This window comes from Ekhidna sp. ABH4_415 (assembly GCF_056161305.1).
Genome location: NZ_JBSWYW010000004.1, coordinates 311,683 through 337,620 on the forward strand (window position 1 = coordinate 311,683; position 25,938 = coordinate 337,620).

14 protein-coding genes are annotated in these 25,938 nt (G+C 41.4%); 5 read left to right on the forward strand and 9 right to left on the reverse strand.

Translation table 11 applies throughout. The annotated features are described in order from the left end of the window. Positions 1-401 precede the first annotated feature (401 nt). Positions 402-1,628 carry a hypothetical protein gene (locus ACXAH9_RS08740; protein ID WP_474894478.1) on the reverse strand — a complete coding sequence of 409 codons (1,227 nt, stop codon included), beginning with the start codon at positions 1,626-1,628 and terminating at the stop codon, positions 402-404. Between the two features lie 2 nt (positions 1,629-1,630). Next, complete coding sequence (locus ACXAH9_RS08745) at positions 1,631-5,137, reverse strand: PKD domain-containing protein (protein WP_474894479.1); 3,507 nt, start codon at positions 5,135-5,137, stop codon at positions 1,631-1,633. A 338-nt stretch (positions 5,138-5,475) separates the two neighbouring features. On the opposite strand from ACXAH9_RS08745, the gene ACXAH9_RS08750 reads away from it, so the two are divergent. Then, on the forward strand, positions 5,476-6,864 hold the full coding sequence (locus tag ACXAH9_RS08750) for a hypothetical protein (protein ID WP_474894480.1): 1,389 nt from the start codon (positions 5,476-5,478) through the stop codon (positions 6,862-6,864). 46 nt (positions 6,865-6,910) lie between these two features. Here the strand turns inward: ACXAH9_RS08750 and ACXAH9_RS08755 are convergent, their stop codons facing one another. The 5 genes from ACXAH9_RS08755 to ACXAH9_RS08775 all read right to left on the reverse strand — a co-directional run bounded on the left by ACXAH9_RS08755 (position 6,911) and on the right by ACXAH9_RS08775 (position 18,301). Further along, entirely contained in the window at positions 6,911-8,761 is a 1,851-nt protein-coding gene (locus tag ACXAH9_RS08755; protein WP_474894481.1) for a DUF3857 domain-containing protein, read from the reverse strand. 33 nt (positions 8,762-8,794) lie between these two features. Then, positions 8,795-10,645 (reverse strand): hypothetical protein, encoded by a 1,851-nt coding sequence (locus ACXAH9_RS08760; protein WP_474894482.1) that lies wholly within the window; start codon positions 10,643-10,645, stop codon positions 8,795-8,797. Positions 10,646-11,112: 467 nt separating this feature from the next. Then, positions 11,113-11,502, reverse strand: coding sequence for a hypothetical protein (locus tag ACXAH9_RS08765; protein WP_474894483.1), 390 nt, complete (start codon positions 11,500-11,502; stop codon positions 11,113-11,115). A gap of 7 nt (positions 11,503-11,509) precedes the next feature. Next, positions 11,510-17,851, reverse strand: coding sequence for a DUF6443 domain-containing protein (locus ACXAH9_RS08770; protein WP_474894484.1), 6,342 nt, complete (start codon positions 17,849-17,851; stop codon positions 11,510-11,512). A gap of 12 nt (positions 17,852-17,863) precedes the next feature. Next, positions 17,864-18,301 (reverse strand): hypothetical protein, encoded by a 438-nt coding sequence (locus ACXAH9_RS08775; protein WP_474894485.1) that lies wholly within the window; start codon positions 18,299-18,301, stop codon positions 17,864-17,866. Positions 18,302-18,610: 309 nt separating this feature from the next. On the opposite strand from ACXAH9_RS08775, the gene ACXAH9_RS08780 reads away from it, so the two are divergent. Next, complete coding sequence (locus ACXAH9_RS08780; RefSeq protein ID WP_474894486.1) at positions 18,611-20,857, forward strand: TonB-dependent receptor; 2,247 nt, start codon at positions 18,611-18,613, stop codon at positions 20,855-20,857. A 243-nt stretch (positions 20,858-21,100) separates the two neighbouring features. Here ACXAH9_RS08780 and ACXAH9_RS08785 read toward each other — a convergent pair whose 3' ends face one another. Continuing rightward, positions 21,101-21,835: a transporter gene (locus ACXAH9_RS08785; RefSeq protein WP_474894487.1), complete on the reverse strand. Its 735-nt coding sequence runs from the start codon at positions 21,833-21,835 to the stop codon at positions 21,101-21,103. Positions 21,836-22,103: 268 nt separating this feature from the next. Beyond that, complete coding sequence (locus ACXAH9_RS08790) at positions 22,104-22,310, reverse strand: DUF6728 family protein (RefSeq protein ID WP_474894488.1); 207 nt, start codon at positions 22,308-22,310, stop codon at positions 22,104-22,106. 104 nt (positions 22,311-22,414) lie between these two features. On the opposite strand from ACXAH9_RS08790, the gene ACXAH9_RS08795 reads away from it, so the two are divergent. The 3 genes from ACXAH9_RS08795 (at position 22,415) to ACXAH9_RS08805 (ending at position 25,856) form a co-directional block, all read left to right on the forward strand. Next, the gene (locus ACXAH9_RS08795) at positions 22,415-22,807 is read left to right on the forward strand and encodes a Fur family transcriptional regulator (protein WP_474894489.1); all 393 of its coding nucleotides are present in this window, start codon (positions 22,415-22,417) and stop codon (positions 22,805-22,807) included. Between the two features lies 1 nt (position 22,808). Continuing rightward, positions 22,809-25,181 (forward strand): TonB-dependent receptor, encoded by a 2,373-nt coding sequence (locus tag ACXAH9_RS08800; protein ID WP_474894490.1) that lies wholly within the window; start codon positions 22,809-22,811, stop codon positions 25,179-25,181. Between the two features lie 78 nt (positions 25,182-25,259). Then, positions 25,260-25,856: a hypothetical protein gene (locus ACXAH9_RS08805; RefSeq protein WP_474894491.1), complete on the forward strand. Its 597-nt coding sequence runs from the start codon at positions 25,260-25,262 to the stop codon at positions 25,854-25,856. Positions 25,857-25,938 lie beyond the last annotated feature (82 nt).

The window sequence follows — 25,938 nt, forward strand, 5'->3', positions numbered from 1 at the left end:
GTTAGCAAATGCATTACTCACCCCCTAGCCCCCGAATCGGCGGACCGCTCAAAGGGGAACTCGATTTTGTTTCAAAGAAGCCAGTACACAACCCCAGATCCTTCGCAAGCTCAGGATGACACGCACTTAGAAAGGTTACTAAGAACTTGCTCAGAAGACGGTTTTAACCTATCTCGCCGTTGTTGGTCTTGTGACCAAAAACCATTCTAAAGTCGTTCGGCGTATAAAGGACTCGTCGGTGACAACACCAACGAGGGCGGAGAGTAAATTATAGAATGTCACTCTGAACTTGTTTCAGAGTCTAATTAAAAGAGAATTTAACAACGAATGTAAGAGCCTACCAAAGATGAAAACTTCTTAAAACCCACCCCAAACCCCTCCAAGGAGGGGAATTATAGATGTTAAAATCCAATAGTATACCCAATCCTTGGTGTCAGCGGACGCTGATTGAGGGTGTTGTTTTTGTAGTTGAAGTCGTACAACAACGAAACACTCAAACTGACCTTTCGGGTGATATTAAAGCGGCGACCTATGCCTGCAAGCGCTGCATATTGCCAGGAAGTAGAAGCAGTGGATTCTTGAAATAAAGATTTGTTCTTTACTAGTTGGTACTCCGAATACAAGAAGAACCCTTTGAGAATATCGTAGTTGGCAAACAAACTGAAACCATGTGCGTCTCCTGTCAACGAGGTAGAGTCACGATTATTTAGCTGCTCACGCAGCATGAGTCCCATACCGATAGAGAAAGACTGATTCCAACGATAACCCAACTGGATGTTCGAATCCAATATCACCGGATCGGTGGATTGGATTGTGATGTTTCCATTCAAAAATATTCGATCTTTTAGCGGTGTGCCTTTCAATGATTTTCGTTTGATCCCCTCGTCTTCTTTACTCAAATCAGGTACCACCGCATACTTTTCTTTGGCAGCTTTCAGTGAGAGCTGTGATTTGGTGAACTCTTCCGGGGAGATATTCTTGAAGAAGTCTGACACTCCGGAGCGATCGATTTGCTGGATGTTACCATATTCATCCAGCGCCCCATGCTTCATTTGCTCAGCGACTTTAAAATCACTTTCCTGTCTTAGCTCCTCTGGCAGATAGGACTCCAGACGTTCTTTCATCTGAAAGCGATCCGCCAGCATGGCACTATCCAGTTGCATGGAATCCGGTTTGAACCGATCCAGGTAGGCTGAGTCATACTGACCATACACCTCATAGATTTTTTGTACTTGCTCAAAATCACCTCTTTTGGATAGCTCCTGAAGTGCCCAGTCTACCGAGTCTTCCGGAGGGTCAAATTGCGTGTAATCCACTGCATACTCTTTGGGCTTTCTAAACTTATACTTCCCAAGAAGGAACTCTTTCTTATGTTCTTTCACCTCCTTCCATTTACCGATGGATTTCAAGCTGTCTTTATGATCTCGCTTGTAAGTCTTCCAGGCCTTTTTTGCCGCTTTGATGCTGTCCTTGGAGTACGCTTGCTTATATGCCTTCAGTTTAGACCGAGCATCCTTGGACTTTTCAACTTTCTTGAGATGTTTATCCGAGACGTTTACATCGAATTTGATTTGGCCGTGAAGACTGGCAGTCAAAATCAAGCCAGCCAATATCATAAATGCACGCATTATTAATTAGGACCGCCAGATCCACCTGAGCTACAATTGTTACCTGAATCGATCAGTTCAAAGGTTTCTGTGACAGTCAATGATCGATTACACCTATCAGTAACCTTCACCCTCACTTTATGTGTTCCAGTCACATTTGAATTTTGAGGCCAATTCTCAGAAGGCTGACCAGAACCAAAAGGAATAAAATCCCCTGTACTATTGTACTGATAAGACCACTCATAAACATAGTTACCTCCCGGCGAACATGTGCTTACACCATTTCCTATATTGGCATAAAATGCAGATGGACTACCATCATAAATGCAATGTTGAGTGGGTCCGCTCATCGACAAAGACCAATATACCAGTGTTTGGATTGTAACGATTTTAGAAATAACCACCGGTTCATTGTATTCCGGATTTGAAATCGTCACTTTAACCGTATATGAACCACCGTTGGAATAGGTATGACTGGCTGTCGCACCTGTGCTACTAGAAGTACCATCTCCCCAATTCCAGGTATAAGTGCATTCGCCATATGGACAATTAATGTTTGTTAGTGAAAACTGATGGGATTTATCTTCATAGTTACCATCTACGTGATACTGCACTGCAATTTCCGCATTGAGTTCATTATTATCAGTGATTGTATGATATCTGTACCTTGAAGTAATGTTTCCATCGTTATCACGAGTAAGTAGAAGACGATTGCGATCATCATACTCATAACTAACCTTTCTGGCATTAGCATCTGTGACTTGTGTAACTCCTACCAATGGTTTGTTTGCATAACTGGTTGCTCTTTCATAAGTGGTTCCTGGATTTACTACTGTTCGCTCCAGAAATCCATACGCATCGTATTCATAGTTTGTAATAATCTCATCGAATCCTTTTTTAGATAGCAATAAACCATCAGAACTGTAATCCATGAATTCACCGACCTCTTGAAGATCAGATTCCATCCATGTATCAACCGGTGTTTTCATCAATGTGTATTGCTTATGAGGAACAATAAGTCCATGCTCAATTTTGTATCGGATAATGGAAGCTTGTGAAGTAACATAATCCGTACTTCCCGGAAACTTCGTTTGAGATTCTGACTGGACCACCACACCATGCATTTTCTTTGAACTCATTTCTCCTAACACACTCAAATTGTGCTTGGTACTACTTGTAATATCGACAGGGTAAGAATAAAAAGTTCTCGAGCTATATCCCCTACTATTGTCTACATCCACTTGTGAAGTTAGTGTAGGAAACGTGTCATGATACTTAAAGGACTTGGTCTTTGAAACTTGCCCCCCATTTTCAAATCTAGTTTCCGTGATGGACTCCAATCGATCAGTTTTTATTTGAATATCATATTGTGCCAATGCAACATCTTTCGAACCACTCTTCTCATTTTTAATTTGATATGCAATAGATGATACCATATAGTAAGGTGCTGAATTAACATCTTCATAGTTAAACATCTTGATTAGTATTGGGCTCTGATTATCTAATTCACCATAATATTCAATTCTATCATAATCACCCCTATCATAGTACTCAAGTGAATATGTGGTAAATGGAGCGGATCTGGAGCCTGTATTTGAGTTTATTAACGTCAAACTTCCTGAACTTAGGTGATAAGAGGATTTTGAAGGAGGATTTGATGATATCGCGTTCTTAAAATAATGAACTTCTTTAGATCCAATCAAGTCATTGGTAATTGAAACTTTTCCGTATCCGATTGACATATTGTTTAATTGGAGTACGTTACTAATCGATTGATTATAGATGATAAACCTATCTCTGTTATTACCAATATCCTTTTCATCTAATAGCAGGTATGATGGATTATTATACCCATTGAGCTGTTCGTAGGTAAAGGATTGACTCCTAATTAAATTTTCATTCTCATCAAAGGTTTGAATACTCTCAACCCTAAGACCAGCACCTATTATTGTACCTTGCGCATCCCTATGATGTCCATACGTGTATTTAGAGGTTCCTCCTGTTGGGTAAATAACAGAAGTTAAAATATTTGCTTTTGCATACTCACTTGGTCTTTTATCAATTCCCTCCATCGAGTATCTGTTTGGCGATCGTTCATAGACCCATTCATCTTCCAATTGTGCATTTGGGACATATGTATTCCCTTGATGATCTCCGGCATTGTTATATCCCCAATGATCTGTGTAAAAAGAATTTCGAGGTGGTAATTCATAATAATTAAGTTGACCACTACTGTAGTCTTCATTGATATAGGTGAAACCTCTTACTAAAGACCCGTCCTTATAAATGGCATTTAATTTTAATCTCTTGCATTCTGGGCCAGAACAAAAAGCATTTCTACCACCTTGTAAATATGAGTCTTTAGAATAAAAGTATTCTTGATCAAGCGAATAGGAACTTACGGTATTTCCAAATTTGTCATTCAATTCAATGAGCTCTAATCTCTTACTACCCGGAAGATCATCTCTAGCATTTGAATAGATAAACTCAATATCCCCTTTTGTAAAATGTATTCCTTTTATATATCTAACACCAGTTTCCTTCCTACTCTCATACACTTTAGTATCTGTAGTTGAAATATTCCCACCTGTACTAAGTGCAGTACCTATCGTTTCATATTCTAAGGCCGTTTCCTCTAAAGGTATGGGGTTTGTGTATGAGAACGTGATGCTTTTGTTATCAGGCAAGTCAGGGTAAGTTATTTTAGATAAATGCCAAGTAGAAATATATGTGTATTCATTACTGGGATCGTATAATTCAGTGGTTTTCCTTTTATTTAGTTTAGTTTCCTCATTTATATCAAACAAATACTTAACTCCATTTAGATCGGTTACTTCCCAATATCCATTTGGAAATTCATTGTTGATATAAGTAATCTTTATGTCAGAATAAGGCATCATCTGGAAGTTGGACCATGAGGCTATTCCATATTGGCAAGAAATTCTATCCGTATAATAGGAATGGCATGCTTCCATACAATTTGGATCTTCAACATCACATTCGCTCTGACACTCAGAAACACTTTCATATCCTTCCGGATGGCAATAAACACTCTCCATTAAATAATCATTAAAGTTTCCTTCAAAAATGAAGCGACCTCCTCCTCCCGGAAAGGATAAATAAAAGAGATCCTTTTCTCCATCCAATGAGCCATTTATAAGCATATTCAATTTACCATAATCGAGGTTTGATGGATTATCAATCATAGGAGCATATTCATCTGGAACTCCTCTAATTACTCTAGTGATCATCCCTCCCGCATTCAAGTTCCATCCAAGACCCACAGGGGTTGAGGTTTGAGCCACCTTTATCCCTGAGGTGCTGTAGCTTAGCGAAACAGGCACAGAAGCTCCATTATTGGCAGTAGCAGCGAACAGTGGTACACCGATGGTCGTACTTCCTGAAAACAGACCTGCATTGCCATTCTGACTACTAATGACCCCCTGTGAAGCAGGTGATGGCATGGTCTGGCTAAATAAAACGTGAATAGTGAGAATGCTTAAAAGCGTTGATAGGATCAGTGATTTCATGTAAGGAAACATTGGTGATTTACGTGGGCGAAACGGTTAGGTTAAATATGCCCACTTTTAGTGCTTCAAACATAATTGATTTCCGTTATGTGGCCAAGGGAAATAAAAGTGATTTATTTTCGTCATAGCAAGAAGTAGCTGAAGTAACACTATTTGTTTTTAAGGACTACTGAAATTATGTGAGTTACGAATTTCAAAAACTACACATGTCAAATAATTCTTCATAAAAAGTATATGCACTCTTAGGAATATTTGCATTTTTACAATCACACAATTAGATGGAGAAATCAGGCTTGAAAGGTCTTAATCTTAGTATTTAAAATCACTACCTAACCATTATGAGAAATATTATCTTAATAAATCCCATAAAATTTTTCACTTTATTACTTTTTATATTTTTACTTAACTGTTCTTGCTTATCACAGGAGGTTATCAGAAAAGAAAAGCTTAAAGTAGAATCAAAAGGGCAAACCATATTATTAAATACTTCAAATCCCAAAATCGCTTTATTCGACAAAAATTCTGTAACCCTCGTTCCTATTGATTCTTCTGTGAAAAAATCAACTTATTACGTAAAAGGGTTTCTCTATTATATTGTTGGAGTTCCGCAATATGTTAAGAGATTAGATAAAAAAAATATAGTTGGTTATTCGGTCACCAATAATTCTGATTTCACTTTCTATGTAAAAAGTAAAAAGCGATATTTAGAATTTTTACTTCTTAGATCGAGTAACAACACACATAATTATGGTAGAATCAATTTTAAATTTCCAGATGATGATGATATAGTTTCAATATTCTCTACTATGAACAACTTCTATGTGGTAACTATTACTAAAAACTCATCTACCCTCAACTGCTATGAATTTAATGCGGTGTATTTAAAAGACAAGTGGTCAATTGACTTGTCGGATGAATTTCAAAATTCTTCACTCCACGACTTGTTAATAAGTAAGTTTAATCAGCAGGGAACAATAAACTTAGATCTAACATCATCCATAACTACTGTTGAAAATCCCTTAGAGCTGGATAAAATGCAGTCTATTCAACTGACAAAGATTTTTATTGACAAATCAAACTTACACTTCACATTAGATTCTGACGAAAGATATACTCGGCTTATCTCGATTTCGATTCCTAAAAAAGATTATTCAATAACAAATATTAGTTACCCCACATTCTGCTTCACCAAAAACAATCATAACACCAACTCGTTCTTTGCAGGCAATCGTCTATTCAATTTTAGATTTTGCCCTGATGCATTAGCATTGAAGGTTAGTTCATTGGACGGAGGAACGCTTAAACAATTGGAAATTTCCTCTGAATACGAGTCTTGGAGCAAGACTCCTCTTTATGGAGATGAGTATATGATTAACAAAACCATGAGTAGTATAATTTCTTACTTATCAGAATGCATTGCGGGAATAGTTGTAAATACGGTCGGAAATGATGCTATGATATCACTCGGTGGAAGAAAATCATTAGACAGCTCAGAAATTAAGCCTGGAAAAAAAGCATATTCTGAAGGATGGCTTCTGTTTCCCTTATTCTTTGAAGACCTAACTCCTAAAAAAGCCAATGCCAAAAGTATTTTTGATGACTATGTAAAGTACGCAGCTAAAGCCAAATCATCCAGTTTTCAAAAAACATTTCAATTGGATGATCAATTGTATTATTCCTACTATGATGAAAAACAAGGGGTGTTTACAATAGCCACTTTTAAGTAAACATCATCCACATCTAAAATTAATCACTGCCTGATGTTAAGAGGTATTATGTGCCTGAATGTAAAACGATTTTATTCCTGTCAGCTTTCCGAATAGCATTAATAAAATCTAAAAAACGATCATAATCCATCTCATCATAGGTGCCTTTGGATAAAACAAGGGTTCTCTTCAGAACGATCTCTTTGCTTGAATTAGAGACAAATGAAATATTATACCTCCCAAATTCTGTTTCCAAGCGATGATCTTTAGGCAGACGTTCAATCCAACAATCTTTCGGTAAAATCAGATTGACTGTCTCATCAATGGTAAAGCCTCTTTTTATTTCAACAATTTTAGATACCCGGTCTATCTGTAAATAATGGTCAAAAGACTGCAAAAGATTCGCATTTATTATCAGCCTATCTTCACTTTTTCTTGCTAGATTCCTAACACTAAGATTGAACTCAGTATTGAATTCGGCATGCTCTTTATTGATCGTGCTTGTAAAACTATTTATGGAATAATCTTTGTAATCAAATAAGGTAAGGTTATAACGCCTAAGCTGATCTTCTGAATAGGTTTGGTAAATCTGGGAGTTATCGAAAAACACACCGCTGTATTTAGTTGCGATAACACCTTCAGCATTTCCATCTGAATTTAAGTCAAATTCTGCATCCTTAATTATCCGATTCTCCTTAGCACTATAGCTTGGTGTTTTAATAATTTCACCCGTGTGAACCCCAATCCACAATGCATGCCGGTCATCAGTAAACGAGCCAATATAATTAGGTGGAATTGTCTGACTGGTACATTCTAAAAAAATAGTATCCGAACCATTAGGAACTCCTAGAAATACATGGTTAAACTGATTACTAGGAAAATCATATATTATATCATCTACATCAGCTCCTGCTTTTACAAGGATATAGTTAGACTCAATCCCTTTATAATCAAGCATTGCCTTCATATAGTTTGTTAGTGCTTTGCATTCTCCATAACCATATTCATCCACAAAATCAGAGGGCAAGGATTGAAACCCTCCTATACCCAATTGTATAGAAACATATCTGGTCTGATTTTGCATATAGCTATACGCTGCTTCAACAATTGATCGCACATCTTTCTCAGCCAATTTATCGAGCATTTCTTTTGTTGCTGGCAGCAACTCATTCCTGCCATTATTTAAATCAGCAAACCATATTGCAAAATTTTCCCATTTCGTCATATCACCAATGTATCCATCAAGGTTAAATTCACTCGGAGCAAGATACACTTTAGGTTGATCCTCAATGAACCGTCGATAATCAATTTCCTTCTCTTTTGGCTTTAAATTTCCAACCGACCATGTGATTGAGTTTCTGTTTTCATCAGATTTCGATTTTACAGGATTGGATGGCATGTTATCCTCCAGATACCTTAGTTCATATGTTTCAGGAAAGATCACTTGCAAAATACTAGTGTCTACTCCCATATTAAACCCATCTTGAGCTATCCAGGTAGGCAGATTTAAAAAGCCTTTGTGATCAAAAACAGCCTTCACTCTTACTTTAAATGGGTAGTTCTGATACTGCGGATCCATGACTACATAGTTTGCATCTGTGGTCTCAAAAGATTGAGAAATGGAGTAATGACTCAATTTGCCTTGACCTAAAGACTTAACCCTCTTACCGCCAGGATCAAAAACCTCCATTTTAAATGAACTCAACTTTCTGAATTGATCTTCATAGTCTACGAAAACTGCATTTCTATAGGCCTCCTCATTGTTTATTATCATGGAGTATTCTTGTACAACTCTCAGGTCTTCAATGCTTTTGATTTCGACTGTAATCTTTTCAAACTCTTTTCTTGAAAACTCACCGGGTTGTGAGAATGAGTGAAAATGAGCCAATATAAATATGATAAAAACTATGTTTTTCATTTTAAAGCAAAAGAGCATGTTACTTAATAGACCTTAAGTCTTTTTCACAAGGTGGATCGGCTTATTAATCTTATCTATGATGTAACTATGAAAATCCCTTAGTATTCCGTACTCTTCCTGGGAGTAAAGAGTATTATTTACCTCATAAGAATATTGAACTTGAATTTTATTGTTAAGCATAGAGTAGTTAATGGTAAAAACCATTCCGTTATTAAATGCATTAACCGCTTCAGATTTAGGCAGCTCACTGAGTGTTAGCCCTTCAGGTATCGTAATATTTATGGTAGCTCTCTCCTTAAATCTATGGCCTAAATCAACGGGAGCAATTCTTGCCTGAGCCACATATGGATTGGATGAGAAGCTACAAAAAAGAAATGGATCAATATAGATATCGCGCCCTAAGTCTGTGATGGATTCTGTTACATCTGCCTTGAATGATTCCATCACTACAGCTTTATTGGCTTTTACTTTTGAATCATACGAATCAACCTCAATTTGATATTTATCCGCTAATTGGGCTGCTATGCTTTCATCAGATGAATTATTATAATTCTCGTGCCAGTCTAGAAAGTAATAGTTTGATTTTTTTTGAGAAACATTGATTGAAGCCAGGTGATCCTCATCTAAAACCATATTTACCATACGATGCACCTCTGAAATACGAGAGGGCTTTAATGATATCCATTCACCTTCTTTTTCATCAGTAATAAGCCATCCTTGCCCGTTTAAGCATTTTTCGGGTATCATACCCATAATCAGGTTCTTATCTGTTGCATCTAGCACAATGCCCCCCTCTTCACTTTCTGCATAAGCCAATACATAATTGAGATTCCAAAGGTTAGGAATCAATGGATTCAACAATCCATTATCTCTGGTGCTTAACACCACGGGGTACGCTTCCAGCTCAAGCTCTCTTAACAATGCAATGAGGGTGAGATTAATATCAGCAGATGTACCCTGCTTATCTGTTTTTAACTTTTTATTCAAAAGTTCGCTTCCAAATAACCTGTCATTCCCATTCCAGCTAATTTCATCGCGCATGTAGCTATAGGCTTTTTGCATCCGCTGTTCTTTTGTAAGTGTTTTCTTCCACAACTTCACTGAGTCTTTCAAAAAAGAAGTGCTTTTTATCAAATGTCCAAATTGATAGCTTTCCATCAATTTTTCGCTTATTGTTGGCCATGAGGTGCTTATATTTTCGTAGAAATATCCAGGAATAGCAATTTTTGTCAGCTGAAATTCAAATTTTGTCACATAGTTGGAGTAATGAGACACAAATGGTTCCACCACAAAGGCCGGAACATCTTTAACCATATAATGATCATTCCCGATAACATCAATTTTACCAAAACCTCTTTGCTGCTTCTCAAAAATTACGTATTGTGTTTTTTCCAATTTCAACTCATTATATACAATGGGTATTGTTTCCTGAAATCGCCATTCAAATGGTATACCATAGTGCATATAGCGAATGTCTATTACACTACCCACTTTCACATTTGGTAAAAAGATCTTATAAACATGAAATCCATCAAACAATTCCTCAGTATAAATTGAAGAGTTAGTGAGCTTACTTTCAACTATTTGATCATTTTCAAGATTGTATACAAATGCGCTGATGCTCCCCTTACTTGGAGTCTTGAGCGTGAGATTAGCATATGATTTACCTGCATGTTTGAGTACTTTAATTCGCCTATGTCTGATGAACTTTCCATCTTGCCTAAATTCTCCCTTATCGTATAAAACAACTGCGCTAGCAGAAGAATCAAATGCACAATATTTCATTTCCAGCTCTTGCCTGGAGACATCTTTAAACTTGATTGATTGCTGGGAAAATGATAAAAATGAAAACAACAAAGGCAGTAGAGAGAAAAACAGTTTCATGAAATTAATTGATTTGGCGAATAGATATATTACAAGTAATTATTGATTGGCAATAAAACTCCAAGTATAGCGTAATTCCGTTATTTGAGCAAGCCAGAATAATTGAAAAAGGGATTATCAATTTTGTTCCCTGTGCCAATTCCTACAATCAATCTTGGTGCAGGACACTGCTTGGATTGAAGTAAAGGTAAAAGTTAATTAAGATCGCTTCGTTTCACTCGCGATGACGAAAATAAAAATATTTCCGTCTTTGCGAAGGAAGAACGACTGAAGCAATCTCATCTATTGTAACTAACGACCATAATTGCATGTCATCCTGAACGCAGTGAAGGATCTACTTCAATTGATCGCAGATTTCTCTGTAAGGTCCAACCAGACACTTGAACCAGTTTTGTCTTTTTAGGCTTGGGCTAGTTAGGAATAAACAAACATATTCCGCAAGTTACAAACTTGCGGGAGCGGGGGAGTTAATCTTCTCTCAATTCTTCATTCAAATATTCGCCTATTCTAAATATGAATTGACGATTTCCTCTTTTAATTACAAGCGTATCATTACCTGATCTCTTTTCTAGATAATCGTCAACACTTAAAAAGTAATTGAGTTTATAAGGTTTATATTCATAGTTTCTAGCAGGCAAAATTTTGATTTTCTTTCCACTGTTAAGTTCTATTAGAGCAACGGACTGATATGGTCTTACCGAGAGAATTGAATCATAAATGTAATCTTGAAATCCTATTTCTTCATAGCTATCAATTTTTCTGTTAAAAACCATGAAGATTATTATCCCAAGAGTCAATCCAAAAACCATTAGTTTAAGGAATAACATCCATTTATTATCGTCATTTATTGAAAACATTTACTCATTATTTATAGCCAGCAAAACCAATATTAAAATTTCCTGAAGGCCCTTGTGGAGACATTCCTATATTTCTTGATATGCCAATGATATAACCACCAGAGGCAACTTTTGCTATTGAAATTCCGCCACCAAGTTCAATACCCACTGACATCCCAAGATTACCAGAAAATCTTAAACCTTTAAAATCATCAAAGCTAAGTGTACTAGGGTTCCCTGTATAATAGTATTCTGTAAACATCATTGAGATACCCACATCAAGCCCTACGGCATATCCAACTTCCGCGAAGGTTTTTGTTTTGCCTTTATCTGGCCCTGTTAATAAGGTTAATTTGGAATTGTAGGTAACGTCAACACCTCCAGCAACTACAACATCTACATTAACAGCATATGATTTTGCATCTGGCAAAATACCGAAAGCTATTCTAAACAGATTGAATTCTATTATTTCAGCAAGTGAAGGTTCTCTATTTTCAGTTTTTCCATTTGATTGATCTTGAGTTACTCTCCCATCACCCCACAATCCAACATCACCAAGAAAATCTTGCCAATTGAATACTGCTCTATTGATTGAAATGCCTAATCCGGCAGTTAGTAAATTTTCATCATCATCATAAATCCAATAACTACTTCTATCACCTGCAACATATGAACGATTACTTGGATCAAAATAAGATGAAGGGATTATCTGTCCGGACCCTAATGCTCCACCACTAACTGCAAAACTTTTATCTGTGCCTTTGGCTGTAGAGCGCCAAGCAGTTATCATCATTGAACTTAATCTTTCCCTGTCACTAGCAACATAAGATTTAAAATCAACCCCATATCCAAAGCCTTGGCTTAAACCACTCCCCAATCCAACATTAATCCAATCCATTGGTTCACCAGTTCCCATTACACCACCCGCATCTACAACTGGCCAGTGATCAGGAAAATCTTCAGGTCTCAACCCCAACGGATCCGTATACCTTACCGGATTATTATAATTCGCATGATACGGAGAATAGCCCGTCTGCGTGCCGGCCATCGGGTCTACCGCAAAGAACTGCCCCAGAGTAGGATCGTAGTTTCTGTATAGGAAATCATAATAGCCCGTGAGGCTGTCATATCCTGCATAGGCCGCCTGGTACATCATGCCCGGGTCTATGTAGCCTGCTGCCCGCCAGCTTTTGTCTGTATGCAAGCCGTACGGATAGTATTCATTCACCTGCGAGACCTTAAAGCTCGCACTCGCACTACTGTGCGTGATCTTCAGATCGTCAAAAAAGACTTCCTGGTCCTCCTCACTTTCATTGGCTACATACACCAGCAAATAACCCGGCTGATCAAATACCAGCTTGCCAGGTGTCTCTAGCTTGGCCCATTCCTTAAATGAAGAATCTGTGACTGCCCGGTAGTTGGATAATTCAGCCACAAACTGGTAATTCACATCATAGAACAAGTACGCCAGGTACGCATCCGGTGCATCGGTGTTGCTTGCCGTGTTTCCATCTACTGGAAACGGGTTACTTCCTCCTGTGCCCAGGGTATTGCTAAGGGCCTCTCCCAGAGCACCATCTGTAGAAGAGGTTCCTGTCATCGTGTGCAGGGCAGTCAATATATCGCCAAAGGTACTGGAAGTGCCATGAGGATCATCCGTGTATTTCGCCCAAACGTTTATTTCCACTTCGTCGTTGGCCTGGATATTCAGCACTTTTGCTGGACCCAGTGTACGATTGGCTGCATTATTCAATGCGACACTTTTAGTACCCAGCGGCGTATGATTTTCGTTTGGCACCCGGGTCACTCCGGTCCAGTCAAACTCCGGATGCTCCGTTTCCATGGTAGCCGTATAAATGTTGCGCTCCGGCAGCACCCCAAAGGCCACCCGGTTGTTGCCCTGGTTGTCCGTAATGAAGTATTCATTGAAATACTGGCCGTTTTGTTTGTAGGCCCTACCTCCTTCTATATACACCTGGTTGATCTCCTCATCCAGGTACTCTACTGCTCCTACATAGTCTATTTTGGCGATGGATTTACCGTCAGCGTTTATTACTTCTTTCGACAGTCGGTTCCCTCCAGCATCGTAGGTGTAGCTGATCGTGGTGTTATCGTAAAAAGTGATCTGATCCACCAGCTGCAGGTGGTTGTAGTGAATATCCGTGATCTGCTTATTCATGTCGGAGGTGCGGTTGCCCATCTCGTCATACGCATAGTCTGTGCCGGGATAGTAGTCCTCCATTCCACTGGTGTTGGCACTGTTGTCTGCTACAGCGGTCAGCTTATTTGAATTTGGTTCATAGGTATAATCTAAATTATCCAGTGGACCGTCAGCCGCATTACGTGTCAGCTGGTCGGTGTTGCCATTGGCATCATAGCTGGCTGTCATGGTGTAGGTATCCGCGTCACCGGTCCAGGTGCCCGCATTGTCCGTCGCATAGCTGGCAGCCTGCAGTTGGTTTAGTGGGGTGTAGGTGTAGCCGTAGATGGCTTCCTTACCCCCCTGTGGTCCCCCCGAGGGGACAGTCTCATTGGTAATATTGGTAGCGTTCCAAGAGGCAGAAGCAATATTTCCGTCATAGCTTGGCGCAATGGCCTGCCCGTTTACAGTAACAGGGTCAGTATAGTTTAGCTCCATACCAAACACATCGCTCTCCTCATCACCCAAACCGGAATCGTTGATGGACTTCAGCCACCCACGGATGGTGTATCGGTAGTCTACCGACTGCAGGAAGGAGCCTCCATTGTCGCTGGAATGAATATTCTTTTCCACCAGCTCACCCAGTACATTGTAATTATAGGCAGCCACCAGCGTGCGGTTGGCCCCATCAATGGTCTCATACGTGCGTAGGTGATTTCCGCGATCATCGTATTCATACTCGGAGAGCAGCGTCACAGATTCCTTTCCGGTATGGTCCAGCAGGCTTTGCAGCACCTTGCCTTCCCAGTCCATCTCGTAGCTGAGGCGGTCCGTACCACCCACGTGGTTTTCAGCCACCAGCTGAATTTCGCGTAGCTTGTTGTCGTAGTACACCACCGAGTTGAGCCACAGGTCGGTACCCAGCACGCGCACTTTTGCACCGGTGGTCATGCCCAGTACGGCAGAACTATGACTATCGGCTACTATCAACTCAAAATCTGGTCCAAGTGTAACATCTGGTGGGATTGTTACTACTACATTTTGCTGATAAGCAAACTTACTGTTTGCCTCCGCCTGCGTAATTGTATGGTCAGAGGTCAACAATATGTATCCATCAGGAGCCGAGGATTCGAATGTAAAACCAGCAGGCATCAGGGAAGAAAAATCATGACCTTCCACATCCCAGCCTGGTCTGCTCACAAAATCGTAGTTGTCGTAATACGTGATGGTGTGCAACTCATAATCAGAAAAGTCAATATCCAGTTTGGGGAACGATCGATCCAGCGTATATCCAATCGCATCATTGGTGACACCCTCGTACCTGCCTCCGGATACCATGGCCTGCAGCTCAGCACGGGTCTTTGAGGTAGTGACCAGACCGGAAAGCACCGTTCGACCGAAAATATCGTATTTCACAAACGTCCAGGTGTTGTTGCCTTCGGCATCTTTTTGTCCATCGTGCCGCGTGAGAACCGGTCGGTTCCATTCATCGTAGACCACATAGTGCCATCCGGCACCCGGAGAGCGAGACTCAATTACCCTGCTTCGCTCGTCGTATTTTTGCTCAAACAGGAAGCCGGCAATTTCCTCATCGGTCAGCGATGTTTTATTTGCCATCTTCGGTGGAATCACATACCGCAGGCGTGCGTATTCATCATACACATGATAGGTCGTATTCCAGGAGTTCCCGTCCCATTTGCGCTTGGCGAGGGTTTGGCCAAGACCGTTGCTTATCGTCTGCGTCTTTCTTCCGTCGGGTGAGGTCACCTCACTGATGGTAAGCAGGTTATTACTATATAACGATCCTACAACTGGTTTTTCATTAGCATCCAGCTCCCATCTTTTCACTTCATCTACCGTGCCATTCATAGAAGTCGTATACATGAAGTAGCTCATCTCGGTTTTCTTGTTGGCCGTGTGCCATGCCTCTCCTGATGCCAGGACAGATGTCACTCGCCCATAGTTGTCATACTCCCGCACGCTGAATGGGTTGGCATCATGCGTGATGCCCTGCTGGGTGGAATAAAAACCGGCCTGCTCGGTGGTGGGATCTGTACGGTATTCACCCGGCACGTTCGCATCTACGAGATATGACATATAGGAGGTAGACTGCCGCCCCTGGTTGTCATATACATTGTATTGCACCACATCCTCCCCATTTTGTCCGGCTGCTGCAGCAATGCTCATGGTCGGTCTTCCGGCACCATCGGTATAGCTATAGCTTACACTTTTTTCCGTTTCAGAGAGTGTAGCAAATCCTGCAGGGTCGCTGAGTGGTATCCGGGGACGCTCCACACGCACAAAGTTTTGATCCATGGAGGGCGGCTCTATGCAATCGGTACGTAGAGCTGGTGAAACAGTATTGGAATACACACTGCCGCTGCACGGCTGCTCATACCGCACCCGAAATGCATCGCCCTCTACCACCATGGAGGTTCGGGTGGTCTGGATATTTCCAAGGGTTACCCAGGTCCCTTTCCGAAGCACCTCCAAAAAGGTGTTGTTTACGTCAATGTTGTTGTTGGTTTTAGTAAAACGAAAGCTCACATCATCGCCTGGACAGTACTGCCCGGCAGTATAGGTCAAAGAGCCCGGATTAGATTGTACCGTGTAAACCGGAATGGTTATTTGATTGGAGTTTACCCATGTGCTCCCCGCAGACTGCACCTGCCGCATCACCCTCAGGTTTTCGGAGATGGTCATGGTGGTATTAAAGCTTACTGAATTAACATTATCGGCAAAAGTTTTCCAGGTGGAGCCATCCAGATACCTCCAGCGATAGGTGTAGTTTCCATCCCCCCCAATTGCTGCATCGCCGCTGATCATTTCAGGGTCATCGCCTGCACACAGATCGCCTCCGGTATAGGTAATGGTTCCTCCTCTCAATACCGGCAAAACAGACACATATGTAGTATAGCCAGAGCTTCTATCTTCTCCGTTCGCTTGAACACGATAGTAGTATGTCTTCAGATCATTGAGCCCGGAAAAGGCATAGTTTAAAAACTGGGTGGTTCCGGAAGCTACAATCGTAGAAAAATTGGGATCATCCGAAACCTGAACGGTGTAACTCTTTGCATCTGTCACTGCGCTCCAGTTTGTTCTGAAACCTGACAATGACCGGTTGGTGGTGTTGATGCCTGTAGGTTTAGAAATAGAGGTGTAGGCCGTACGCGTGGACCCATAGCCAGAGGTGTAATGCTGGCCTACTCCTTTTAGTCGGTAATAATAATTCTTGCCTGCCTCCAGTCCGGAGATGGTTTTGCTGGTGGTGGTGGTTGAGTATCCGTTGTAACCCGATAGGTGAGTGGAAAAATCACTTTTTTCAGAGACATACAGCAGGTAAGATTGAGCTCCACCCACACTCTGCCAATTAGCATTAAAGGAATGATTGGTTCGTGATGTTTCTGCGGAAGCAGCGGGTGTAGCCATATTGGTATTAGCCATCACATAATCTGAATTAGCAGAGGTGGCATCCTCTCCTACTGCCCGGGCACGGTAATAGTATTTTTTCCCAGGAGTTAGACCTGAAACCGTCAGGCTGGTACCGGAGACGGATTTATTATTGTAGCTGGACAGCTTATTGCTAAAGCTGCTATTGGTTGCTACATCCAGGCGATAAGACTGAGCGCCGGACACCCCGCCCCATCGGGCTGTAAAGCGAGTAGTGGTTCTACTTGTTTCTTCAATTTTAGCCGGTTTTTCAATATTGGTAGTCACCGTCATCGTATTGGAATTCCCGGATACATTTCCGTTAGACCCTTTGGATCGGACCCGGTAGTAGTAGCTCTTACCGGGCGTCAGGTTCAAAACAGAATAAATCGTAGGTGGAGTACCATTGTTACTTCCTTCAAAGCCACCGTCAAAGCCGCCACCAATTTCGACATTGTTGTAACCAGATAATGTAGTGGGACCAAAATTACTTGTAGTAGCCACATCCAGGTAGTAATGGGTGGCATTATCCACAGCCGTCCAGTTGGCATTGAAGCTCATGGTCGTTACCGAGCTGGCTGCAGTGGCTGTAGGGCGTGAAGTGTTGGTAGAGCCTCCGCCAGATCCACCGCCAGATCCGCCCCCTTCTCTTTCTACGCAGTTTCCTTCCACATCTCTTAAACACGGTTCCCTATCTCCACCACCATCATCCGGCGGGCAGATAAAGCACTGTGCACTTGCACCTAAAGAAAAGAACAATAGAAACGATAAGAAGAATAGGGTGATTATAGGTGATTTCATCGGTGGTGATAATTAATTCGACGGAATTTTTTTGAGGTACATTTTATTTAGTAACTCATCTGAAGAGGGAGAGGCAATAATGAACAGTAGATGGTTAGGATCAGGCATTTCAAAATGCTGACTTTTTGAGGCACCGCTATAAAAATCAAGCTTTAAGCTACCATTTTCTATTGTCCAGGTGCCATCAAAAAAGGTTCCTCCTTTGGTACCTATCAAAAAGGTGGAGTCCTCTTTGAAAAAAAATTGTTGATTGACCAGCTGGGTTTTTAACTGGCTTTTTTCTTCCTCTGTCAGGGATTCAAATCGATTTTGGGAAGACTCGTCCATCAGGGACAAAGTACCCTCATAATCGATCTCCCAACTACCAATTAGGTCTGAACGGTTTTGGCTATACGAGAAAAAACAAAATGTTAGACAAAAGAAAGTGAGCAGAACAGTACGGTGGTCCATATTGTGATTAGGTTAGGTGTGACGCCTAGCTGAAAACGTCAAATATTCACAAGTATAAAACCACTATTTAAAATATACAACTGATCGTAAGATTTCCGATGGAACACATGTTTATCACACTTTGCTTCATTGCGTGGAGGCATGTCGAAGCAATCTTATGATTAGGAGCATACCTTGCATTGATGAGATTCCTTCGCTTCGCTCGGAATACGGCAGTGTCTATTCTATTTTTAGGCTAATCTAACTTTTTGTTTTGTTTATACTAATCAATAGTTTTGCATAATCGTAAGAATGATGAACGATATGTTTATGAGATTAGGGGTATTAATCATGCTATTCGTGCCAATCCTGTCATTTGGTCAAAATGAGGTGAGTGGAACAGTATTGACGGATGGAGAAGCTTTCCCAGGTGCTACCGTACGATTATTGGAGACAGATCATGGTGCGGTGACCGATGCAAACGGTGATTTTTTAATCAAAGATGTGCAGCAAGGCAGCTATACATTAGAGATTCGATCTGTTGGCTTTAAGATCATCAAGGAAGAAATAACTGTTCCATCCACTTCACTTTCTTTCAACCTTGAAGAAAGTACGCTCACTATGGACGAGGTAGTGGTGACAGGCACCATGCAGCCAACATTCGTTTCCCGATCGCCAGTCAAAGTGGAAGTGGTCACAGCAAAACATTTGAACACCTATACCCCTGCGGCAGCAACGAGTGTTGTAGAAGGCATTTCATTGGTCAATGGCATCCAGGAGGTGGTGGCGTGTGGCGTATGTTTTACGAACAGTATCTCCATTAACGGACTTCCAGGCCCTTATACTGCAATCCTCATGGATGGCTCCCCTATTTATGGAAACCTGGCTTCTGTTTACGGACTCAATGGCATTCCCAGCATGATCATCGATCGGTTTGAAGTGATCAAAGGGCCGAGCTCGACCCTCTATGGCTCAGAAGCAGTGGCAGGTGTGATCAACATCATCACCAAAGATCCTTCCAGTCAGCCATTGTTTTCTGCAGATGTGATGGGTACCTCTCATTATGAGTCATTTGGCAACTTCTCTTTGGCTCCACGCATTGGAAAAAGTGCAGGTTTCATCGGACTCAACTATGCCTACATCAATGATTTTGATGACAGAAATGGGGATGGTTTTGGTGATAACATTAACCTGGACCGTATTTCCCTTTTCTCCAAGTGGGATATTTATCGGCCTTCTGGGAAGAAATTCACGATCTCAGGGAAATATTACTATGAAGACAGACGAAATGGGGTAAAAGAGTTTCTTCAAGACCGAAACTATCGGAATCTGCGAGGAAGCAACGAGGTGTACGGAGAAAGCATCTACACGCACAGGTACGAGCTTTTCGGAACGTATCAATTACCTACATCAGAGAACATCCGGATCGATTACTCGCTGAGCACACATGAGCAGGACAGCTATTATGGCGCTGACTACTACCAGGCATCCCAGGACATTCTTTTCTCGAATTTGATTTGGGACAAACCCTTAAATAATCATCAACTAACCACAGGCCTGACCTCTAGGTATCAAACCTATGATGACAATACCATAGCTACTGAGGCGAACGGTGAAAATCAACCGGACAATCAATACATTCCTGGGATTTTTGTGCAGGACGAATGGAATATTTCCGATCGGTTTACGGCCCTCTCAGGCTTAAGGCTGGATCACTACGAAGACCATGGCCTCATTCCCGCCCCAAGGCTAAGCCTGAAATATAAGCCAGGTGAGTGGACCACCCTGCGCTCCAACTTTGGTACAGGTTTTCGCATTGTAAATCTCTTTACAGAAGACCATGCCTTTGTTACGGGTCAACGTGAGGTGGTCATTGAAGAAGAACTGCGTCCTGAGGAATCATACAACCTCTCTTTCAACCTTAATCACATTTATACATGGGGTGCCAGCCAGGGCATGCTGGATATCGATGCATACTATACGTACTTCACGAACAAGATCACACCAGATTATTCTAATGAAGATCAAATTCGTTACACCAATACAGATGGGTTTGCAGTAAGCAAAGGAATAGGCATCAGCATTCAGCAAGAGCTGGCTTTTCCTCTGGCTTTCAATGCGGGAATAAACCTGCAGGATGTGACTGAGAAGGAAAACGGTGAAAAAAGGGATATCGAATTTGCTCCCTCCTGGACAGGTATATTCACTGCCAATTACCGTCACAAGCCCTGGGATTTGACCCTGGCCTACACGGCAAGGCTGACGGGCCCGATGGCGCTTCCTGAGGTGTATGATTTAGATGGAAATGGAAATCCATTGCCCAACCCACGACCAACCTCCTCCTCTACTTTCGCTATTCACAATTTACAAGTAGCAAAAGACTTCAAGAATGGCTGGTCGATATACGGAGGCCTACAAAACATCTTCGATTATGTACAGCCCTGGTCACCTTTGACAGGGACCAATGATCCCAATGCCAACCTCGGATTCAGCGATAGTTTCGATACGGCCTATGCGTACTCACCTATTCATGGAAGAGAGGTGTACCTCGGTATTAATTGGAGTTTGGCGAGGTGATAATTTTATCATTCACTGATTGTTAAAAGACTCTACCGTCAGGCTAAGCTCTCCTCAATGTCATCCTGTTAAGGATCTATCAATTTCAGTGCTTCGACCTTTAGAGATTCTTCCAGAATGACAACATGGTAGAGCAGAATCCGCTTAGCCCTGACGGTTTCACTAACTCAAAAAAGAGAACTTGTGATAAATGTTAATCAGTGTGTTCGATCCCTTTAGGGAACAAAAAGGCGCGCAGTATCTTTAAAACCCGACCGCCGCACCAAAACCAATAAAATAGTCCGGTGAGATATCTGACAGTCCTACCCCCCCGGTTAAATCAACCTGGAAGTTGTTTTTCACCAGGTAGATAAACCCGGCATTAAATCGGTGATCTGCATCATCTTCGTAAAAGAAACCATATGGTTCGGCGAAGGCTGTCCAACCGGGAAGAAATGAATACCCAATCACTGCTGAGTAGAGTGTAGTGGTATTGTTTTCAGGAAACTGCATACCCACATTGTAGCCCAATGACCAAAATTCGCCAAGTGTGTTTGAGAAGTTTAACCGTACCTCAGGAATGGCCTTCCCCGGTCTAAATTCTTCCTTCCCATTATTAAGTGTCACCTGTCCAATAATACTCGTTTGAGGCATGGCGCCTCGCTCTGTTACCAGGTGCACTTTCGTACCAAGTGTGATTGGAGTAAGGCCACTTACTTTAGCATCAGTCGCTCCATCTTTGACCTGTTGGATGTTTTGAGTGATTCGTAGCTCAGCAAACTTTAAGAGTCCTACTCTGGCGTGTAAGTTGGCTATTGTAGTATTAGTAATGTCTAAAGCTGACTCGTGAATAAATCCATATTCGATAATGGCTGTTCCAAGTGGAACCACGGTCGAGGCTGCTGATTGCGTGGGTCTGTCTGTGATCATTGGGTCAGAATCCTGAGCAAAAGCAGTTGCTGTGCTCAGGAAAAGAGTGATTATTAGTGACTTTTTCATAAAGCTAAAATAGTAAGAGTCTGTCTCAAAAAAGCAAAAAAGCCATCATCCCGAGGAATCGAACAGGGCAGCCTGTCGGCGATCTCGATATTAATAACGGTTCTTTTAACGAGATTGCTTCATTTCATTCGCAATGACGAAACACTTTTGAGACAGCCTCTTATTGAATTCATTTGAATAGTGCATCAGGTGGCTTGAAAACGCTTTCCAGTTAGATTAAAAATGTTTAAAGATTTCTCCCGTTGGTCGAAATGACAAAATAGAAGGTTTACGCTCTAGATATGGCTCTCACAATCATCACGATCACCGCTCCTAAAAACATCAGGATGGAAATCTTATTAATTGTGTGCATCGCTTTTAGGTTAAAGCTCTTGGGACGGTTTGGATCCTTTTTTCTGAAAAAGTAAGTCAATACTTCAGTGAAATCAAAGTAGTTGACTTTCTCCTCTTGCTTATTTGTTTCTTGCTTTTCCATATGCTATTGAAACCACAAAACTAAAGAAAGTGTTTCCCAATTAATTAATGCAATTAAGTTGCATAAAGTATATTTGCTTCATGCAGGAAAACCTGAAACAAATCTTGAAAAATCACAGTCTGAGAATCACCGATTGTCGGCTGGACGTGATGCAATATTTTCTGGATGAAAAGAATGCGCTTTCGCAAGGTGATTTAGAAAATAGGTTCACCGAATATGATCGCGTAACACTTTATAGGACACTGAACAGCTTTTTGGATTCTGGCATCCTGCACAAAATTCCCAACGAGACAGGCAGTGCCACCTATGGCCTGTGTCACGATACCTGCTCTCCTGATCATCACGATCACAACCATGTTCATTTCAAATGCAACACCTGTGGGCAGATCGAGTGCCTGGATGAAAAACAACCCATGCCAAATATTTCACTTCCAGAAGGATATGAAGCAGAGGGAGTGAATCTCATTGTAGACGGCAAATGTGCCAATTGTGTCTAAGATGAAGTATTTATTCATTGTATTCCTGGCGATTTCCTTTCAAGGACTTACCCAATCGTCTGATTGTGATCGGTCGGTCACAGGTAAAGTATTGGACATTGACACCAATGAACCATTGCCTTTCGCAACCGTTAAGATCAAAAACTCCTCTTTAGGTGCAGTAGCAGATGAATCAGGTGAATTTGAGATCACAAACATTTGTCTGGACGAGGTGGACCTTGAGGTTCGGTTTCTTGGCTTCAAAACAGTAGTGCACCATCATGATTTTCATCACCCCTCTCCTGTTATATACATGGCTTCTGAAGAAACACTTTTGGAAAGTGTGGTTGTGGAAGAAGTACTGAATGCTCATGAGGTTAAAACCCTTGACCCGAAGGAAATTTCGGTTGATGTATCTGAAAGTATGGGGGCAACTGCCGGTGACCTGCTAGCTAAGGCATCTGGAGTATACACGCTACGAACCGGACAAAATGTGGTAAAACCTGTCGTTCATGGCTTGCACTCCAATCGGGTGTTGATCATCAACAATGGTGTACGGCACTCTTACCAGGCCTGGGGATCGGAACATGCACCGGAAATTGATCCTTCTCAGATAGACCGTATCCAATTGATCAAGGGAGCCTCCACCGTACGCTACGGACCGGATGCGCTTGGAGGGGTCATCCTTTTCGATGCGCCACAACCTGCATACAATTCAGGATTAAAAGGAGAAATCAATACCGGCTTTCAAACGAATGGCCGTTCCTTTAGTGCGGAAGCAACTGCACAGGCTGGCTATGAACGGAATGCATGGATGGTCAGTGTGAATGGTACGAAACAAGGTGATCTAAAAGCTCCGGATTATCACTTAACCAATACAGGAAAGAGAGAGCTTGGCTATTCGATCGCCACGCGCCACCACTTTTCATGGATCGATATTGATTTATATGCCAGTCACTTTGAACAAGAGCTGGGGATTTTGAGGGGATCGGTAAATGGAAATCTGACAGACCTGGCAAATGCCATTGGTGCTGATGTACCGAATGAAACCAAAGATTTTTCATTCGACATTAATAATCCCAGACAGGAGACCGTTCATGATCTTTTCAAAATCAAAACAACCATCTTTTTAGGTGAACAGCAATTCGATCTGCAATACGCTTTTCAAAAGAATGAACGACGTGAGTTTGATATCCGCCGAGGCACAAACAATGATCGTCCGGCAATTAATTTGAAACTAAATACGCATACAGTGGATTTTGACTGGGATCACCCAAGCTCTGGTAATTGGGCTGGTACAGTGGGAGTGCAATTCTTCGCTCAAAACAACGACAATATCCCTGGCACTAATACTATACCATTTGTGCCTAATTACAACAACACGAGTGTTGGTCTTTTTGGTATCGAATCCTACACAACAAACCAAACTACATATGAAGCAGGTCTACGCTTCGATTTTCTGAACATGAATGTACGTGGTAGAGATTCAAGCAACGATATCTATCGGGAGAACTTGAATTTTCAGAACTTCACATTCACTGCCGGCATGATCCATGACTTCAGTGATCAAATTTCCATCCGATCCAACATAGGTACCGCATGGAGGGCTCCTAATATTAACGAACTCTACAGCTTCGGGAAGCATCAGAATATCATTGAGTTTGGGCTGTGGCGATATGAAATTTTCATGGCCAATGATAGCATCTCTACCTCAGGAGTATTTACACAGGATGATAAAGAGGTAAAAAGTGAGCGAGGCATTAAATGGATTTCTACCCTTGACATTTATGGTGATGCTTTTAGAGTTGAGATTACCCCCTATGTCAACTGGATTAAAAACTATTTCTTTCTCAGGCCTTATGGTTTGACCAATACCGTGCGAGGTACCTTCCCCTATTTTATCCATGATCAAACGGACGCATTGTACACGGGTTTAGATGTCGATATCAGCAAAGAGTGGAATGAGGAGTATTCTGGAGAGTTAAAAGTTTCTTATGTCTATGCACGGGATGTTTCCAATGATCAGCCATTCATTGGTATTCCTCCGCTAAATGTACAGGCGAATCTTACCCGCAAAATCAAGAATTTTACGCTGACATTGTATCCATCCTGGACCGCCCGACAGACTCACCAGCCGACAGTTATTCCGGCAGAGGCCTTCGCTGGTTCCGAAGAAATTGTATTTGACCGGACAGGAACCTTTGATTTCCTGACTTCTCCTGAGGCTTTCTTTTTGATGAATGCCTCCCTTAAATATGAGCGGGATAACCTTACTGTCAGAATAGCTGGTGAGAATCTCTTTAATACCTCCTATCGAAGGTACACAGATCAGTCTCGCTATTTTGCAGATGATTTGGGCATCAATTTCAAACTTTTCCTCAGCTACTCAATTTAATTCTTACAACATTGTTGCACTTATGCATTAAGGGATTTATACTTGCAATAGTATTGCATAAATGTAATTGACTTAAAAATGAAATACATCAAAAACTATTTATTAGTCGGTCTAATCGTAACCGGAGGGCTTTGTACAAGTTGTGGAGATGATGATGCACCTGCTGCAGAAAATGAAGAAGAAGTCATTGATTTGGTTACACTCACATTCACACCTCAGGGAGGTGGATCAGCAATTGTTGCCACCGCGACTGATCCAGATGGTGAAGGTGTGGCTGATTTCGAAACAGAAATCATCAACCTGGACATCAACACAACCTATGATCTGGCTATAAAAGTCGAAAATAGTGAAGGGGGTGAAAACATAACAGAGGAAATTGAAGAGGAAGATGAGGAACACATGTTCTTCTTTGCTTTTACCAATAATATCTTCAGTGATCCTGCGGGAAATGGAAACGCAGACAATAGAACGGATGATGTGAACTATAGTGATCAGGATGCTGATGGTAATCCAGTGGGATTATCCACCTCATGGACTACTTCGGATGTGGCCTCTAGCGATGGTGATTTTCAGGTCATTCTAAAGCATCAACCAGGTATCAAATCTACCACCTCTACATCATCTGATGGTGAAACAGATATTGACATCACCTGGACGATCAACATCAACGGCTAACTCCTCAGATATATTAGGTTAAACATCTTTAGGTTAGTCTTAAAATCCACTCGACGGGTGGATTTTTTTATGAGTAAACACT